The sequence below is a fragment of the Pseudarthrobacter sp. S9 genome (assembly GCF_050156545.1).
In the GTDB taxonomy this organism is placed as follows: domain Bacteria; phylum Actinomycetota; class Actinomycetes; order Actinomycetales; family Micrococcaceae; genus Arthrobacter.
In genome coordinates this window covers 3522875-3539850 of sequence record NZ_CP189576.1, presented here as the reverse complement: position 1 = coordinate 3539850, position 16976 = coordinate 3522875, and the positions used below count along the sequence as shown (strand labels likewise).

Here is a 16976-nt window from a genome sequence, read left to right as displayed (position 1 = left end):
GCGGGGGCTCAGCGGTGCGGCTCGAGCGACTGCAGCATGGCCTGGACCAGGGACTCCTGCAGCCACGTGGTGAAGTTGTAGACGAGGGCCAGGTAGCTTTCCACGTCCTCGGCCTGGGACCAGTCCTGCATCAGGTGGACATGCTCCGCGTCCGCTTCGTCCCGGATGTCGAGGCGTTCGGCGAGCACCAGCCGGACATCGTTGAGGGCCGTGGACCAGTGCCGGGCGTCGGCCGGGGTGAGCACCAGCTCGTCCTTGTCCAGCCCCAGCGCCGCCGCCTTCAGGGCGCCGATCTTGCCCTCCCGCAGCGAGCGCTCGGTGAGCCGGCGGAACTCGAGGGAGGCGTCGTCGTCGTTCTTCATCACGTTCGGCAGCAGCCGCCGCAGGGCACGGTCCGAGGGCTCGCGGGCTTCGGCGTCGAGCCCCACCAGCGCGGCTAGCGGATCCTCGTTGGCGCGTTCTGCCGGCTCCAGCATGGAAATGACGTCAGCGAAGAGGCTGCGAAGCAGTTCCCGCTCGGCCGGCTCCAGGTAGCCGGCGATGCCTTTGAGCCCGTACTTGAATGCCTTAGCCACGTTTTCCTTTGCCCTTGCCTGATCCTGTGCCGTCGCCCCCGCCGGTCGCCTTTTCCACGGTGGCCCAGAGGCCGTAGCCGTGCATGGCGACGGCGTGCTGCTCCACCTGTTCCTTGCTGCCGTGCGCCACGATGGACCGGCCCTTCTTGTGGACCTCCAGCATGAGCTTGTTGGCCTTGGCCTCCGAATACCCGAAATAGCTGCGGAACACGTAGCTCACATAGCTCATCAGATTCACGGGATCGTTCCAGATCACGAGGTTCCAAGGGATGTCCGGGGCGGTCAAAACGTCAGTCGACGTCCGTGTTCCGGTCTGGGTGCTCTCCCGCGTGTCGGGGCCGAGCGCAACGCTGAGGGTCATCTGTCCATTCTATGGGGATGCGCACTAGAGTGAATTTGTGAGTACCTCAGCCGGCTGGGACCGACCCCGCACGTCCCTGTACACCGACCACTACGAGCTGACCATGCTGCAGGGTGCCCTGCATTCCGGCGCGGCCCACCGGAAGTCGGTGTTCGAGGCCTTCGCCCGGCGCCTGCCGGACGGCCGCCGTTACGGGATCGTGGCCGGCACCGGCCGCCTGCTGGAGGGCATCGCGGACTTCCGCTTCGGCGACGCCGAGCTCGAGTATCTGCGCCGCACCGGCGTGGTCAACGAGGAGACGCTGGACTACCTGGCCGGCTATAGCTTCTCCGGCGATGTCTGGGGCTACCCGGAGGGCGAGGCCTACTTCCCCAACTCCCCCATCCTGATCGTCGAGTCCACCTTCGCCGAGGCCTGCATCCTGGAGACCTACCTCCTGTCCGTCCTCAACCACGACAGCGCGATCGCCTCGGCCGCCTCCCGGATGATCACGGCGGCCGGCAGCCGCCCCTGCATTGAGATGGGATCGCGCCGGACGCACGAGGAGTCAGCGTCCGCAGCGGCCCGCGCCGCGGTCATTGCCGGCTTCGACAGCACCTCCAACCTTGAGGCCGGCCTGCGGTACGGGCTCAAGACTGTCGGCACCGCCGCCCACTCCTTCACCCTGCTCCACGACACCGAACGCGAGGCCTTTGAGGCCCAGGTTGCCGCCTTCGGCCCGGGAACCACGCTCCTGGTGGATACGTACGACGTCGAGGCGGCCGTCCGGACCGCCATCGGGCTCGCCGGGGACAGGCTCGGCGCTGTCCGGCTGGATTCCGGCGACCTCGTGGCGCAGGCGCAGTGGGTCCGCCAACTGCTCGACGAGCTCGGCAACCATCACACCAAGATCGTGGTGACCTCCGACCTCGACGAGTTCGCGATCGCGGCGCTGCAGTCCGCCCCGGTGGACTCCTACGGCGTCGGCACCTCCCTCGTCACCGGCTCTGGCGCCCCGACGGCCAGCATGGTCTACAAGCTGGTCAGCCGCACCGATGACGCCGGAGAGTTCATCCCGGTGGCCAAGACCGCCAAGAACAAGACCAGCAAGGGTGGCCGCAAGTACGCGCTGCGCAAACTCAACGAACGCGGCACCGCCACCCAAGAGATCGTGGGGATCGGCCACCGCCCCGAGGACGACGGCAACGACCGGCCGCTGCTGCAGCACTTCATCAAGAACGGCGAGCTCCTGCCGGGCTGGACCGGCCCGGAAGGCGTCCTGCGCGCCCGCCGGCGCCACGCGGAGACCATGAGGGAACTTCCCTCGGTGGTCAACCGGCTGCAGCGCGGCGAACCGGCGATCCCCACTATCTACCAGGAGGACTGAATGTCCCGCGCCCTGATCATTGTTGACGTGCAGAACGATTTCTGCGAAGGAGGGTCGCTGCCCGTTGCCGGCGGGGCTGGACTCGCCGGCGAGATCAGCGAGTACGTCGACGCCCACCACGGCCAGTTCGACCACATCATCGCCACCCAGGACTGGCATATCGAGCCGGGGGCGCACTTCTCCGAGGAACCGGACTTGGTGGACAGCTGGCCGCGGCACTGCGTGGCCGGAACACGCGGCGCCGAGCTGCATCCGGACCTCGACCCGGAATACATCCAGGCCTACTTCCGCAAGGGCCAGTTCACCGCGGCCTACTCGGGGTTCGAGGGTGTCCTGGCGCCGGACGACGCCGTCCCCAGCGGGGACCGGAAGCCGGGCGCGATGCCCCTGGGCGGTACGGCCGTGGCCGGCGACGCCGAGGCCTTCGCCGACGGTTCCTTCGCCGCCGGCGAGGATGCGATCGGACTTGACGACTGGCTGCAGAGCCATGACGTGGAGGACGTAGTGGTGGTGGGGATCGCCACCGACCACTGCGTGAAGGCGACGGCGCTGGACGCCGTCCAGGCCGGCTATTCCGTGACAGTGCTGCGCGGACTGACCGTGGGGATCGCCGAAGACCTCGACGACGCCGTCGCGGAGATGGAGCTCGGCGGAGTCGACATCACCTGAGCGGCACCTGCGGGAAAACCCTGTCCTCCCAGTAGACTCGAAATCCCTGCCATTATCGTCTGACCCGTAAAACCCGGAGTACACACCATGAAGAAAATCCTCACCGTCCTGATCGCTGCCGGGGCCCTGCTCTCCGCCGCCGGCTGCTCGGCCCCGCAGATGAGCAACGCGGAAACGTGCGCCCGGGTCAAGACGGTCGTCTCGGCCCCGACGGCCAGCTCGGACAAGGCCGGCATGACCCGGCTTGCCAATCAGATCAGGCCCATCAAAGCGACGTCCTCCGATGACCTGAAGGGTCCGCTGCAGGCCATCATCGACTTCCTGGACGAGTCAGCCAGGGAAAACCCGGACTCGGGGAAGCTCCAGGATCTGAAGGCCAAGTACGCCGAGGCCGGCCAGACCTACACCGCGATCTGCGGCGGCGGCCAGTAAGGGCCGGACTGCGGCTACCTGGACCGCCGTAAGGCTCTACTTCCTGCCGATGAACCAATCCTGAAGCTTCCGCAGCCGGGTCTGCAGCTGCTCCTCGTCGGCCTGAGCCACGGCGGGGCCGCCGCAGACCGTCCGGAGCTTGGTGTGGATGACGCCGTGCGGCGTGCCCGTGCGCGCGGACCAGGCCGCCACGTTCTTGGCCAGTTCCGTGCGCAGGTCCATGAGCATCCGGTGGTCCGGCACGGCCGGGGCGGCGGCAGCGGCAGCGGCAGCCTGCGGGGCGCGCTTGTTCTTGCGGTTCAGCTGCTCGTGCTGGCGCTGGCGCAGCAGCGTGCCGACCTGTTCGGCGTCGAGCAGTCCGGGGATCCCGAGGAAATCGAGTTCGTCCTCCGAGCCCACCTCCCCGCCCGTGCCGAACTCGCCGCCGTCGAACAGCACCCGGTCAAAGGAGGCCTGCGAGTCCAAGGCCTCGAACTTGCCCTTGGTCAGCGAATCCGAGGCCTTCTCCTCGCGGTTCGCCTCGTCCATGAGCGAGTCTTCCGGGTTGAAGAGGCCGTCGCCATCCTCCTTCTCCGGGCGGTCCAGTGCGTGGTCCCGCTCGGCCTCCATGGAGTTGGCCAGCGCCATCAGCTGGGGTACGGAGGGCAGGAAGACCGACGCCGTTTCGCCCCGCTTCCGGGCGCGGACGAAGCGTCCCACCGCCTGGGCGAAGAACAGCGGAGTGGATGTGGAGGTGGCATAGACGCCCACGGACAGCCGCGGGACGTCCACGCCTTCGGAGACCATCCGGACGGCCACCATCCAGCGCTTTTCGCTTGCGGTGAATTCCTCGATCTTGCTTGAGGCCTTGGCATCATCCGAGAGAATCACGGTGGGCGACTCGCCGGTGATCTTCTTCAGCTGCCCGGCGTAGGCCCTGGCGTCGTCATGATCGGTGGCGATCACCAGGCCGCCGGCGTCGGGGACGCTGCGGCGGACCTCGCTGAGCCGCTTGTCCGCCCCTGCCAGCACGGCCGGGATCCATTCGCCGGTCGGGTTCAGCGCGGTGCGCCAGGCCTGGGAGGTGACGTCCTTCGTGACGGCCGATTCGCCGAGCGACGCGGCCATTTCCTCCCCGGCGCTCGTGCGCCAGCGCATCTGCCCGGAGTAGGCCATGAACATGACCGGACGGACCACGTGGTCCCGGAGCGCCTTGCCGTAGCCGTAAGTGTAGTCGGCCTTGGAACGCCGGATGCCGTCACGATCCTCGGCATATTCCACGAACGGAATCGGCGAGGTGTCGGAGCGGAACGGCGTACCCGTCAGGGAAAGCCGGCGGGCGGCAGGTTCGAAGGCCTCGCGGAGCCCGTCGCCCCAGGAGAGCGCCTCGCCGCCGTGGTGGATCTCGTCGAGGATGACGAGCGTGCGGGCCGCCTCGGTCTTGGCGCGGTGCAGCATGGGCTTGCTGGCCACCTGCGCATAGGTGACGGCGACGCCGATGAAGCCGCGGCCGTGCTGGCCGTCGGCGTTCTTGAAGTTCGGATCGATGGCGATGCCCACCTTGGCGGCGGCGTCGGCCCACTGCCGTTTCAGGTGGTCCGTCGGCGCCACGATCGTGACGCGGTTCACCACGCCAGATTCGATAAGCATGGACGCCACCCGCAGCGCGAACGTGGTCTTACCGGCGCCTGGAGTCGCGACCGCGAGGAAGTCTTTGGGATGGGTGCTGAAGTAACTGTCCAGGGCTTCCTGCTGCCAGGCACGGAGCTTCTGCGCGGTGCCCCAGGCGGCCCGTTCGGGATACGCGGGAGGCAGCGTGGGTCCGCCAAAGAGTGTCTCTGTCACTTAGGTGCCCTCCATTCCGCGCATGGCTGCGGCTGACGGGGAAACCCAACTAAGCACAAAAACACCAATCTCTTTCGGATGAACCGGAGGGCCGGGGGCGCGCGCTACAGCCACAGGCCGCGGGCGCACGGCAGTACAGCCGCAGCACGGAAGCCGCACCTTGGCGCGGTCGGCACAAGGCTGCTACTGGACCCGCTATTTGTCGGCGCTATTTGTCGCCGGAGCCCTTGCCGCCGTCGTTCCCGGGGCGGAGGCCTTCGTAGACTTCCTTGCATTCGGGGCAGACGGGGAACTTCTGCGGATCGCGGCCGGGAGTCCACACTTTGCCGCAGAGCGCAATGACGGGCTCGCCGGACAGCGCGGATTCCATGATCTTTTCCTTGCGCACGTAGTGCGAGAAGCGCTCCCGGTCACCGGGTTCCACTTCCTGGCGCAGTTCCTCGCGCTCGATCGTGGCCGTAGACGTCCCGGCTCCCGAGAGCTCGCGCATCGGGTCGTTTTCGAGAGGATCGGTCATGCTAGTCATGAGACCCATCTTAGCCGTTGGAGCGGACGGAATGACGACGGCGGCGAGCTACAGGCCCTGCCATGGGGGTTTGTTGTCGTAGCTGTGGCGGTAGTAGTCGGCCAGCCGCAGCGACGACGCCGCCGCCTCGTCCACCATGATCGTGGCGTGCGGATGTAGCTGCAGCACGGAGGCCGCGCAGATGGCGGCGACGGGCCCTTCCACGAGGTCGCGGACCGTCTGGGCCTTCTGCGCACCGGTGGCCACGAGGATCACATGCCGGGCGTCGAGGATGGTCCCCAGCCCCTGGGTGAGGACGTGGTGGGGCACCTCTGCCAGGCTGTCGAAAAACCGTGCGTTGTCCCGGCGTGTCTGCTCGATCAGGGTCTTGATCCGCGTCCGGGAGACCAGCGAGGAGCCGGGCTCGTTGAAGCCGATGTGGCCGTCCGTGCCGACCCCGAGGAGCTGCAGGTCCACTCCCCCGGCAGCGCGGATGGCATCCTCGTACGCCTGGCAGGCTGCCGGGATGTCCGCGGCGGCGCCGTCGGGCACGTGGACGTTGGCCGGGCTGATGTTCACCCGACCGGTGAACTCGCGCGTGATGACTTCGCGGTATGACTCCGGGTGGCCGGCCGGAAGGCCGACGTATTCGTCGAGGGCGAAGGCGCGGGCCTGGCTGAAGTCCAGGCCGTCGCGCTCGTGCCGCAACGCCAGCTCGCTGTAGATGGGCAGCGGTGAGGAGCCTGTCGCCAGCCCCAGGACGGCGTCGGGCTTGCGCTGGAGCAGGACCTGGATCGCGTCCGCCGCAAGGGCTGCGATCTGTTTGCTGCCCGGAAGGATGACTACTTCCATGGTCCCTGCCTCTGCTGGACGATTCTTGCTGGACGATTCCTGACCAGCATGGACCACTTAGCGGTTGACGGCCAGCTGTGCCAGCAGCTCCGGTCCGCGCTTGTCCAGCCACTTCCCGCCCAGCCGGACGCCGGTTGCGAACAGCGCGACGCCCAGGACCGGTCCGAGGAACAGGGTGATCCAGCCGGGCACCGCACTGCCCGTGATGAACTGCGCGGCCACGAGCGCGGCCACGGGCGCCACCAGCAGCAGGAGCGCGCCCATGCCGCCGAACTGCACCGCCATCGTCTGCGCCACGTTTCCCGGCGGCTTCTTGAAGGGGCTGTCGCCCGGCAGCGGGACGCTGACCGTGTAGCGGGCGGAGAGCACCGAGGCCAGGCCCAGCCCGGTGAACAGGACGCCCAGGGACAGCCCGGGCATGCCCGGCAGCCGGTTCCAGTCCCCCGTGAAGAAGAACGGGCCGATGCTGAACACCAGCACCACCGGAAGAGCGAAGACCAGGCAGGCCACCGCCCGCCCCAGACGGTCGTGGACCCCGCGCACGCCGGTGGCCAGGTGCAGCGCGAAGGCGGTGCTGTCGTAGGAGACATCCGAGGAAATGGACCAGGCAAGGAGGAAAGCTGTCAGCGGCCCGACAAACAGGAAGGGTCCGTGGAATCCCGTCTGGCTGGACTGGAACATCAGGAGCACCGGCAACAGAGGGACGACGACGAGCGCCCCGGCGTAGCGGGGATCCCGCAGCCAGTAGCTCAGCGACCGGGCGGCGATCGCCCCGGCCGGCGTCGCCGGGAATATCCCGAACAGGCCCAGGCCTCCCGCCCGCTTCTTGGATGTGCCGGCGTAGGGCGGCGTGACGAGTGCCCGCTGCAGCAGGAGCTTCCAGCACAGCGCGAGTCCGGCCAGGGTGGCGAGCGCGATCAGGAGCTTAACCGCCGCTGCCGCGTAGCTGCCGGCGGCGAGATCGCCGCCGAGCGAGAACGCCGCGCCGGCCGGCGTCCAGGACAGGGTGCGGGCCAGCTCAGCCAGGAAGTCGCCCGAGCGCGCAATCCCTTCGGCGACACTTGCCACGATGGGTCCCATCAGCACCAGCGGAATCAGGAAAGCGATGGCGCTGACATCCTTGAAACGTCGGGACGCGGCGAGCCCGGCCGTGGCGGTGGTCACCACCTTGGACAGGACCACGCAGCTGAGCACGCCCAGAACCGCGCCCACCAGAGCGCCGGCCGCTGCGGGGACGCTCCGGGACCACGTGCCCACGGTGGCGAGCGCCACGACGGAGGTGGCAACGCCCGGGATACCGATCAGGCCCCCGAGTGCGAGCCCGGCAAGCAGTTGCGGCATGGGAACGGCGAAGGTGGTGAACCGTGCCGGGTCAAGCGTCATATCGGCCGCGGAAGCAGCCACCGGCAAAATGGCCCAGCCAAGGAGGGCCGCAGCGCCTCCCAGCACCACCACTGTCTGGGACAGGGCAATGTCTGCCCCGCGCAGGAAGAACAGCCCGGCCACGCAGAGCCCGACAAGGCCGAGGGCATACAGGATCCCGATCCCGAGGCCCGCGAGCTGCCACGGGCTGCGCCGGAAGCTGTTGCGCAGCAGGGTGATCTTGAGCCTCAGAAGGTGCGCAACCATTCCAGCCCTTCCGTTTGGCTGCGGCCGCCCACTAGCTGGACGAAGCGGTCTTCGAGGGACTCGCCGCCCCGCACGTCGTCCAACGTGCCGGCGGCGAGCAGCCGGCCGGCGGCCACGACGGCGACGTGGTCGCACATGCGCTGGACCAGGTCCATGACGTGGCTCGAGACAATGACGGTGCCGCCCGTCGCCACGTAGCGGTCAAGGATGTCGCGGATGTTCGCGGCGGAGACCGGATCCACCGATTCGAACGGCTCGTCGAGCACCAGCAGCCGCGGGGCGTGGATCAGCGCCGAGGCGAGGGCGATCTTCTTGGTCATGCCGGCGGAATAGTCCACCACAAGGGTGCCGGCGTCCTGGCTGAGGTCCAGGGCTGCGAGCAGCTCCTTGACCCGGGCCGCGACGACGTCCTTGTCCATGCCGCGCAGCAGGCCCGCGTAGCTCACCAGCTGTTCGCCGCTCAGCCGGTCGAACAGCCGGACGCCGTCGGGCAGGATCCCCATCAGATTCTTGGCCTCGAGCGGGTGCTGCCAGACGTCGACTCCGTGCACCAGGGCCGTGCCGAACTCGGGACGCAACAGTCCTGTAGCCATGGACAGGGTGGTGGTCTTGCCTGCCCCGTTGGGGCCGACGATCCCGTAGAAGGAGCCGGCCGGAACATCCAGGCTGATGCCGTCGACGGCGATCTTGTTACCGAACCGCTTGGCGAGACCGCGCAGGGACAGGGCCGGAATTGGGGCGGCGAGCGGGGTCGCAGGCAGGTCTTCGGGGGCGCGCGGATCCGGAGGCAGGAAAGTCATGACGTTAGACTAACTGCCGACAGACGCGAAAAGGATCGTCCGCAAGGCGTACCCCCGGAGGATCCTTCCCAGGGCGTACGCCCCTGCTCCGGCCGCGCTCGAACTAAGGCGCCGAATGATCGGCCGGGACTCCGTCCCTAGAAGGAATGGCGGGGCATGGCCCGCTCGTACTGCGCCGGCCAGGCCAGGTCATCGCCCAGCTCAAACGCGGCGCGCAGCCACCAGTGCGGGTCCCGGAGCGCGGCCCGGGCGATGAACACGCCGTCGGCCTGGCCGGTGGCGACAGCGTGTTCGGCCTGCCCGGCCGACGTCAGGAGGCCGACGGTGCCGGTCCGGATGCCGGTTTCGCGCCGGATCCGCGCGGCGAAACCTGTCTGGTAGCCGGCGCCCACGGGAATCTGCTGGTGGGCCACGGCACCGCCGCTGGAGACGTCCACCAGGTCCACCCCATGTTCCGAGGCGGCCCTGGCCATCCGGACCGAGGCCTCGGCGTCGATCCCGCCTTCCGCCCAGTCCGAGGCGGAGATCCGGAGCAGCAGCGCCATGGAATCCGGGATGACGTTCCGGACGGCGTCCACGACGGCGAGGGTCAGCCGGTTCCGGCCGGCTTCGTCCCCGCCCCAGGCATCCGTCCGGTCGTTGACGAGCGGGCTCTGGAACTGGTGCAGCAGGTAGCCGTGGGCACCGTGGATCTCAAGGGTGTCGAACCCGGCGTCGACGGCCCGGACCGCGGCGGCGGCAAAATCGGCGATCACGCCGTCGATCTCCGCCTCCGACATGGCCGAGGGGGCGGCGTAGCCGTCAAAGGCGCCGGTGGCGGGACCGACAGTGGCCCAGCCGCCGTCGGACTCCGGCACGGACCCCCGCTTTCCGGAAAACGGCCAGTACGAGGACGATTTCCGGCCCGCGTGCGCCAGCTGGGTGCCGATTTTCGTCTCGGCGGTGCCGTGGCGGTGCACGAAGGAGGTTATGCGCTCCCAGGCCGCCGCCTGCTCGTCGTTGTAGATGCCGGCGTCCCGGGGGCTAATCCGGCCGGTGGCGTTGACGGCGGCGGCCTCGGTGAGGATCAGGGCCGCTCCCCCGGTGGCGAAGGATCCCAGGTGCATGAGGTGCCAGTCAGTGGGAACCCCTTCCCCCGTCTCCGGCTCGCAGCTGTACTGGCACATCGGTGAAACCCAGCCGCGGTGCTGCAGCCGCAGGGACCTCAGCTCCAGCGGCGTGAACAGGGCAGAACCCATCAGAACAGCACCCGCGCGAGGTTCTGGCGGGCCTTAGCGACGCGCTCATCACTGGTGCCCACGACCTCGAACAGCTCCAGCATCCGGATTCTGGCCGTTTCCCGTTCCGAGCCGAAGTTCCTGCCGATGAACGCGACGATCCGGCCGAGGCCGTCCTCGATGTGTCCGCCGGCGACATCCAGGTCGGCGACGCCGAGCTGCGCGTCAAGGTTGTCCGGCTCATCGGCGGCCCGCTGGCGGAGGGCATCGGTGTCCGCAACGGAGAGCGGCTGGAGGCGGCCCATGAGTTCCACCTGGGCCAGCCCGGCCTTGGCCTCGGCGTCGGCGGGCATCTCCAGGAGCGCTTGCCGGTAGGCCGCGGCGGCCGCCGCATAGTCGCCGGCTTCGATGGCGTCGAATGCGGCCTGGTGCAGGGGCGGCAGCGGCGGGGCCACGGGCTCGGCCGCGCCGTCCCGACTGCCGGGCCCGCCGGCGCCGATCCGCCCGGTGACGCCGTTGGCGGCGGCAACCTTGAGCAGTTCATCGAACAGGTTGCGCACCTCCTCTTCCTCGGCACCGCCCTGGAAGAGGGGAACGGGCTGGCCCTTCACGACGGCGACGGCCGTCGGCACGGCCTGCACCTGGAAGGCCTGCGCGAGCTGCGGGAACGCGTCAATGTCTGCCGCCCCAAGGACCAGCCGGCCGTCGTAGCTCTCCACGATCCGCTCGAGGACGTCGACGAGCTGGCCGGAGACGGGCGAATAGGCGGCCCAGAGGGCGATCACCACGGGCACCTGGGCGGAGAGCTCCACGAGCTCCTGGAAATTGGCCTCGGACACGTCCACGCGCAATGGACGGCCCGGGTGTTCCGCTGCCCCGGTTCCCTCTGCGGCGCCCGGGGCATCCGGGCCGCCGGGCGCCGCAGGGCCGGGGCCCGACGGCGGCGCTGGACGCTGTTTCAAGGAGGAGAGGTCGACGGCGCCCCGCAGGTTGAGCGGGTTGGCGGCAGCTGGCGGGACCGGGCGGGAAGCTGGCGAAGTCATAGCTCCACTCTAGCCACTCCGGCCCCGGCCGGTGCTACGCCGGACCGCTGCCGGTTGCTACTTGAAAGTCGCTCCGACCAGTCCGCGGGTGGCGGCCACCAGCTTCATCGGGTCCTTGGACCCGGCGGGCGGGACGTAGACGGCCATGGACTCCGCGAAGTTCAGCACCATCCCGGTGCTGGTCTCCTTGCCGCCGGCCAGGGCGGCCGCGTCGTCGCCGATCGTCAGCTTGTCACCGGAGGCCTTGGGCGTGCCGTCGAAGGAGAAGTTCAGGCGTCCCAGGACCAGCGCCCCGCCGTCGGCGGTGCGGAACACGACGGTGTTCTCGGGAACCACCTTGTGGGTGAAGGCGAACGTGCCGTTCACGCCGGAACTGACCACATCGGCCTGGTACGCCAGGGTGTCCGCAATGTACGGGGAGGACTGGCCCTCCACGAGCTTGTCCTTGAAGGCGGAGTCAGCCGTGGTCAGGCGGTCGCCGAGGCCGGCCAGCGCTTCCTCGCCGCTGTAGAGCAGTCCGGATTTGTCCGAGGGCGCCAGCGTCTCCGTGCCGCCCCGCCCGATGCCCGGGAAGGTCGCCCCCGGCTGCAGGGGCGTGCTGCCCACGAGCTTGTAGTTCTCCCGCGGGGAGGCCTGGGTCAGGGTGAGCAGCTGCGGGACGACGTTGCCGTCGCCCTGCGTCACGGCCATGACCGAGCGGGGCCAGCTGCGCTTGTTGGTGACCACGGTGGTCAGGAGCTTCGTGGCGCGGACAGGCATCCGGGCCTCGTAGGCGCCGACCTGCGAACGGATCTTGTAGTTCTGCGTACGCACCTCCAGCTCGGACTGCGCCACGCGCGGCTGGAGTTTGCCGGCGTCCTTGGCCGCGTCCCCGGCATCGACGGCGCCGGCAACCTGCTCAAGGACGCGGCGGAACTGGGCGTCCAGCAGCACGGGGCCGTCGGCGGCCTTGTCCGGCTCAGCGGCGGCGGACCCTGAGGACGCAGACGGCGAGGCCGCGGAAGACGTGCTGGGGGAAGGCGCCGGAGTCTGGCTGGCCTGGGCGGCGACTGAAGTGCCGGCGACGGCCGCGGCGGTCAGCACCGCAAGGACGACGACGCCGGAAGGCCGCACCCGCCGCCGGGAGACGGTGTTCTGCTGGGGTGCGTTCTGCTCGGGTGCGCTGTCCCCTGAGCTGGCCCCTGACGTCTTCGACTCGTTGCGTGCTGCCGCCCGGGCCTGGGCGCGGCGGGCGAACATGCTGCCGAGCGGACGTCCCGTGCCGGTGCCTGAGTTGCCGGGCCGGGGGCCGGACTTGAGGACCAGCAGTGCACCGCCGGCCAGGATCAGCAGGGCGCCGACCACCATGAACGGTATGGCCCACGGCGTGGACGTGTCATTGGGGAAGGTCATCGTGATCGAGCTCGGGGCCGGCTTGGTGCCGTCCGTCGCGAGCAGGAGCGACCAGTCGCCGTCGGCTGGCGGGTTCCACGTGTAGTTCATCTCGCCGCTGGCGTTCTCTGTGGTGACCCACAGGTCGGAACCTGCGGGCGACGGCGCGGTGGCCTCGCCGTCGGCATGCGTCAGCTGCAGCGCCTTGCCGTCCTCGGAGACCCCGGAGACGGTATTGTGGGCGGTCTTGCCGACCCACGCGTCGACGTCGTCCGGCCGCCCAGCGGCCAGCATGAAGCTGCCCTCTCCCTTGACATTGATCTTCACGGTACCGCTGTGCAGCGTGCGCAGCTTCTCGTCGAAGACGGTTAACGGCGCGGCGGTGGCGCCGGCCGGTACGGTGGCGGTGACGCTCTCTGCCGGAGCCCAGAATGTCTTCTGGCCGATTCCAGCCAGCAGTGTCAGGAGGCCGAGCAGCACTAGTGCGACTGCAGTCTTGAAACGCAAAATATTACCCATCATCAGCGGACACTTAGCTTCAATAGTAACCATTTTGTTACCGGCGAGTCAGATCGGCCGCACTGACAACCCCTGCCCCAACCCCCGTCCCGGCGCCCGCGCAGCCGGCCAAAGCTCCAGCTGGCAAGCCTGCTGATAGTGTTTGCGGTGATCATCACACCCGGGCCGCCCGCGTGGCGCCGCAACGTATTAAGGGCTTTCAACGCAGTGACTGAACACACGGATCCGTCCCCCGAGGGACCGGAAGAAGCCCAGGAATCCGGCGGCCAGGAACGCGGTGCCCAGGCAAGGATCTCCAGCCGCCGGGCAGCGGCCGCGGGAGTACTCATCTCGCTGGCCCGCCGCCTGCGCCAGCCACTCCCGGGGGCCCAGCCGCGGCTTCGCTTCGAGATGCCTCCGGAACACGAGGCGGCCGCCGGCGTCGCCCTGGCGGACGAGGCCGCCGCACGCTTCGGGGATCTCGGACCCCGCATGTCGGCCCAGCACCCGCTCTATGTGGGCTTCATGGGGACGGTCGGTGTCGGAGTGGCGCTGCTCGTCTACTGGATCGGTTCGAATACGACGCAGCTGCTTCTGTGGATCGTGACGGCCCTCTTCATCGCCTTGGGACTGGATCCGGTGGTGCGGTGGCTGGAGGGCAAGAACGTCCCGCGGGCCGCCGGCGTTGTCGTGGCCGTCTCCACCCTGACGCTGGCCGTGGCCGGTTTCTTCGCCACCCTGATCCCCACGATCGTGCAGCAGGTGACCCAGATTGTGCAGCAGGCGCCGCACTGGATCCAGGAATTCATTGACTCGGACTTCTTCCGTACCGTTGACAGCCAGTTCGGCGTGCGGGACCGCATCACCCAGGAGCTCGAGAAGTTCGTCAACAATCCGGACGCAATGGGCGGCATCTTCGGCGGCGTCGTCGGCTTCGGCTCCACCGTGGCGAACGGGCTGTTCGGCGCGCTGATCGTGCTGGTGCTGAGCCTGTACTTCCTCGCCGCGCTGCCCGCCATGAAGAAATGGGGCTACCGGCTCGCACCGCGGTCCCGCCGGGCCCGGGTCGAGGCCCTGTCCCAGGAAATCACCGGCTCGGTCGGCAACTACGTCATCGGCCAGGCCGTGGTCGCCCTGCTGAACGCGACCTTTGCCTTCATCGTGATGTCGATTGTCGGCGTTCCGTTTGCGGTGCTGCTGGCCTTCGTCGTCGCCCTACTCGCGTTCATCCCGCTCGTCGGCGGCATGATCGCCGGCGTCGTCGTGACCCTCATCGCGCTGACCGCCGGCTGGCAGACGGCGATCGTCTACGCCGTCTGCTATTTCGCCTACCTCCAGTTCGAGGCCTACTTCATCTCGCCGCGCATCATGCAGAAGGCTGTCGCCGTGCCCGGCGCCGTCGCCGTCATCTCGGTCATTGCCGGCGGAAGCTTGCTCGGTGTCCTGGGTGCACTGATTGCCATCCCCACCGCCGCGGCGATCCTGCTGCTGATCAAGGAAATCTTCATCGTGCGCCAGGACAACCACTGATCGACCAGGACCACCATTGATCCAGGCGCCGCCGGGCTTTACGCTCAGGCGTGCGCCGTGGCGACCGGGCCGTCCCATTCCTGCGGCAGCGCGGCGGCAGTACCGCCCGGGATGACCTCGTCCACGATCTCGTTGAGCACCCGGCCGGCGTACTTCTCCCCCACCCACAGGTGCTTGGCGCCGTCGACCCCCACGACGCGCGCCTGCGGGACGACGCTGAACCGTTCGGCGGCGGCGGCCGGCTGCAGGTAGTCATCATGCTCGGGGACCAGCACCGTCAGCGGCTTGCCCGCGGCGGCCCACTCCTTAAGATGCACGCCAGTGGCGCGGTGCAGCGGGGGCGAGAGCAGGATGGCCCCTTCGATCTCCGAGGCCACAGGCTCCGAGGCGCCGTACATCAGCGCGAGTTCGGTGCCGAAGGACCAGCCCACGAGCCAGCGGTTCGGCAGTCCGCGGTCCACGGCAAACTGCACGGCCGCCTCGACGTCGAGACGTTCGCCGATGCCCTCTTCGAAGGCTCCGCCGCTGGTTCCCCGCGGCGAGGACGTGCCCCGGGTGTTGAAGCGGAGCACGGCGATTCCGGCGAGGGCGGGCAGCCGGTAGGAGGCCTTGCGGTACACATGCGAATCCATGAATCCGCCGTGCGTCGGCAGCGGATGCAGGGTGATGAGGGTCGCTTTGATCTCGCCCGACTCCGGCAGGGCCAGTTCGCCGACCAAGCGGTGCCCGTCCCCGGTGCGGAGTTCGACGTTCTCGCGGCGGGCCGGGAGCACGGTGGAAGCACGGATCGCGGTGGGCGCGGAAGGCTGGCTGAAAACGTACGACGCCGGGTCAAAGTGGGCGGAGTCAAAAGTCATGCTGTCAAGCTTAGCGATACCTGTAGCTGCGCGAGGTCCAGCAGTTGGAATGCCAGTGGCGGCGCTCCGCCAGGCCGGCAGCAGCGCCGAAGAGATGGTCCTCGGACCAGACAACAAGGTGGGCGACCCCGGGCAACACCGCAGTGGAGCAGCCCGGGCAGATGTAGGTCTTCTCCGCCCTGCCCGCGGTGATGGAGCGGACCATCCATTCGCCGTCCGGCGCGCTCTCCCGGCGGGCGATACCCGTGCGGGCCCGTTCCAGGTCCAGCTCGGGCACCGGGCCGTGCTTGGCTCCGGGCTTCGCTGCCTTTCCAGAGCCCGCCTTTCCAGAGCCTGCCTTTCCAGAGCCCGCCTTTCCAGAGAGGGCGCGGCGGGGGCGGTTGGAACGGGGCATGCTTCCATTCTGCCCCAGTCCGGGTGCCCCTCGTGCCCGGCAGGCTGCCCGTCGCCTGGTGCAGACGGTACAGTTGACCGGGTGCGTTTAGTCATAGCCCGGTGCTCCGTTGATTATGTTGGCCGGCTCAAAGCCCATCTCCCGCTCGCCACCCGGCTCCTGCTGGTCAAGGCCGACGGTTCCGTCCTCGTCCATTCCGACGGCGGATCCTACAAGCCGCTGAACTGGATGAGCCCGCCGGCATCCCTGCGTGTCTCCAGTCCGGACGAGATCGACGTCGAGGTCGGCGTGGTCGAGCAGTGGACCGTGCAGTCCGCAAAAACGGATGACCGGCTGATCATCAACATCCATGAGCAGCTGCACGACACGTCCCATGAGCTGGGCCAGGACCCCGGCCTCATCAAGGACGGGGTCGAGGCGGATCTGCAGCGGCTCCTGGCCGAACAGATCGAGCTCTTGGGCACCGGCTTTTCGCTGGTCCGCCGCGAATACTTCACCGCGATCGGCCCCGTGGACATCCTGGCCCGGGACGCGAACGGCGCCACGGTGGCCATCGAGCTCAAACGCCGCGGCGACATCGACGGCGTCGAACAGCTCACGCGGTACCTGGAACTGCTGAACCGGGACCCGCTCCTGGCTCCGGTGCGCGGAATCTTCGCGGCCCAGCAGATCAAGCCCCAGGCCAAGGTCCTCGCCAACGACCGGGGCATCGACTGCGTGACCCTTGACTATGACGCCATGCGCGGCCTCGACGACAGCGAGTCCCGGCTCTTCTGAGGCACGCGGGAAATGCAATCGAAGGCGTTCATCAATTCTTTCCACAAAATTTATGCATTTCTGCCGTGCGCCCGTTGACCTGACGCGACTGTCATGAAATTCTTATACGAGTCTTTGTGTAGGTGTTTTTTCATGCTCGCAAGACATGTTGCGAGCGTGAAGCTCCTGCCGCCAACGCCCGGTTGATCCGAGCCGAAAGCCAAGGTTCTTCTCGCAGAGTGACCAAGTCCGGCACGAAGTGTGCCGGACTTAATCAAGATCCACAATGAGGAGAAA

17 protein-coding genes are annotated in these 16976 nt (G+C 68.4%); 5 read left to right on the top strand and 12 right to left on the bottom strand.

The annotated features are described in order from the left end of the window. Nucleotides 1-8: 8 nt before the first annotated feature. Nucleotides 9-575 carry a DUF2017 domain-containing protein gene (locus tag ACQCSY_RS17030; protein ID WP_427130612.1) on the bottom strand — a complete coding sequence of 189 codons (567 nt, stop codon included), beginning with the start codon at nt 573-575 and terminating at the stop codon, nt 9-11. Next, a complete protein-coding gene (gene clpS, locus ACQCSY_RS17025; RefSeq protein ID WP_427130611.1) occupies nt 568-936 on the bottom strand; it encodes an ATP-dependent Clp protease adapter ClpS in 369 nt (122 codons plus the stop codon). The genes ACQCSY_RS17030 and clpS overlap by 8 nt, the downstream gene beginning before the upstream one ends. Before the next feature lie 37 nt (nt 937-973). Here clpS and ACQCSY_RS17020 point away from each other — a divergent pair, with 37 nt between their 5' ends. The 3 genes from ACQCSY_RS17020 (at nt 974) to ACQCSY_RS17010 (ending at nt 3403) form a co-directional block, all read left to right on the top strand. Next, the gene (locus tag ACQCSY_RS17020) at nt 974-2302 is read left to right on the top strand and encodes a nicotinate phosphoribosyltransferase (protein ID WP_427130609.1); all 1329 of its coding nucleotides are present in this window, start codon (nt 974-976) and stop codon (nt 2300-2302) included. After that, nucleotides 2303-2971, top strand: a complete 669-nt coding sequence (locus ACQCSY_RS17015) for an isochorismatase family protein (RefSeq protein WP_427130607.1) — start codon at nt 2303-2305, stop codon at nt 2969-2971. Between the two features lie 87 nt (nt 2972-3058). Beyond that, nucleotides 3059-3403 carry a hypothetical protein gene (locus ACQCSY_RS17010; RefSeq protein ID WP_427130606.1) on the top strand — a complete coding sequence of 115 codons (345 nt, stop codon included), beginning with the start codon at nt 3059-3061 and terminating at the stop codon, nt 3401-3403. A gap of 36 nt (nt 3404-3439) precedes the next feature. On the opposite strand, the gene ACQCSY_RS17005 is transcribed toward ACQCSY_RS17010, so the two are convergent. The 8 genes from ACQCSY_RS17005 to ACQCSY_RS16970 all read right to left on the bottom strand — a co-directional run bounded on the left by ACQCSY_RS17005 (nt 3440) and on the right by ACQCSY_RS16970 (nt 13166). Continuing rightward, nucleotides 3440-5227, bottom strand: a complete 1788-nt coding sequence (locus ACQCSY_RS17005) for a DEAD/DEAH box helicase (RefSeq protein WP_427130604.1) — start codon at nt 5225-5227, stop codon at nt 3440-3442. 208 nt (nt 5228-5435) lie between these two features. Next, a complete protein-coding gene (locus ACQCSY_RS17000; RefSeq protein ID WP_427130602.1) occupies nt 5436-5753 on the bottom strand; it encodes a DUF3039 domain-containing protein in 318 nt (105 codons plus the stop codon). Between the two features lie 48 nt (nt 5754-5801). Further along, nucleotides 5802-6584, bottom strand: coding sequence for a glucosamine-6-phosphate deaminase (gene nagB, locus ACQCSY_RS16995; RefSeq protein ID WP_427130600.1), 783 nt, complete (start codon nt 6582-6584; stop codon nt 5802-5804). Nucleotides 6585-6641: 57 nt separating this feature from the next. Next, entirely contained in the window at nt 6642-8213 is a 1572-nt protein-coding gene (locus tag ACQCSY_RS16990; protein WP_427130598.1) for a transporter, read from the bottom strand. Further along, nucleotides 8195-9013 (bottom strand): ABC transporter ATP-binding protein, encoded by an 819-nt coding sequence (locus tag ACQCSY_RS16985; RefSeq protein WP_427130596.1) that lies wholly within the window; start codon nt 9011-9013, stop codon nt 8195-8197. Before ACQCSY_RS16985 ends, ACQCSY_RS16990 begins: the two co-directional genes overlap by 19 nt. 137 nt (nt 9014-9150) lie before the next feature. Next, nucleotides 9151-10251: an NADH:flavin oxidoreductase/NADH oxidase gene (locus tag ACQCSY_RS16980; protein WP_427130594.1), complete on the bottom strand. Its 1101-nt coding sequence runs from the start codon at nt 10249-10251 to the stop codon at nt 9151-9153. Beyond that, nucleotides 10251-11273: a co-chaperone YbbN gene (locus tag ACQCSY_RS16975; protein ID WP_427130593.1), complete on the bottom strand. Its 1023-nt coding sequence runs from the start codon at nt 11271-11273 to the stop codon at nt 10251-10253. The genes ACQCSY_RS16980 and ACQCSY_RS16975 overlap by 1 nt, the downstream gene beginning before the upstream one ends. Nucleotides 11274-11330: 57 nt before the next feature. Then, nucleotides 11331-13166, bottom strand: coding sequence for a hypothetical protein (locus tag ACQCSY_RS16970; RefSeq protein ID WP_427130591.1), 1836 nt, complete (start codon nt 13164-13166; stop codon nt 11331-11333). A gap of 288 nt (nt 13167-13454) precedes the next feature. On the opposite strand from ACQCSY_RS16970, the gene ACQCSY_RS16965 reads away from it, so the two are divergent. Further along, nucleotides 13455-14672 (top strand): AI-2E family transporter, encoded by a 1218-nt coding sequence (locus ACQCSY_RS16965; protein WP_427135897.1) that lies wholly within the window; start codon nt 13455-13457, stop codon nt 14670-14672. Nucleotides 14673-14716: 44 nt separating this feature from the next. On the opposite strand, the gene ACQCSY_RS16960 is transcribed toward ACQCSY_RS16965, so the two are convergent. Both ACQCSY_RS16960 and ACQCSY_RS16955 read right to left on the bottom strand, forming a co-directional pair. After that, nucleotides 14717-15529, bottom strand: coding sequence for an alpha/beta hydrolase (locus tag ACQCSY_RS16960; protein WP_427130589.1), 813 nt, complete (start codon nt 15527-15529; stop codon nt 14717-14719). 10 nt (nt 15530-15539) lie between these two features. Beyond that, nucleotides 15540-15923: an ATP/GTP-binding protein gene (locus ACQCSY_RS16955; RefSeq protein ID WP_427130587.1), complete on the bottom strand. Its 384-nt coding sequence runs from the start codon at nt 15921-15923 to the stop codon at nt 15540-15542. Nucleotides 15924-16004: 81 nt separating this feature from the next. On the opposite strand from ACQCSY_RS16955, the gene nucS reads away from it, so the two are divergent. Next, entirely contained in the window at nt 16005-16700 is a 696-nt protein-coding gene (gene nucS / locus ACQCSY_RS16950; protein ID WP_427130585.1) for an endonuclease NucS, read from the top strand. The last annotated feature ends 276 nt before the right edge of the window (nt 16701-16976 follow it).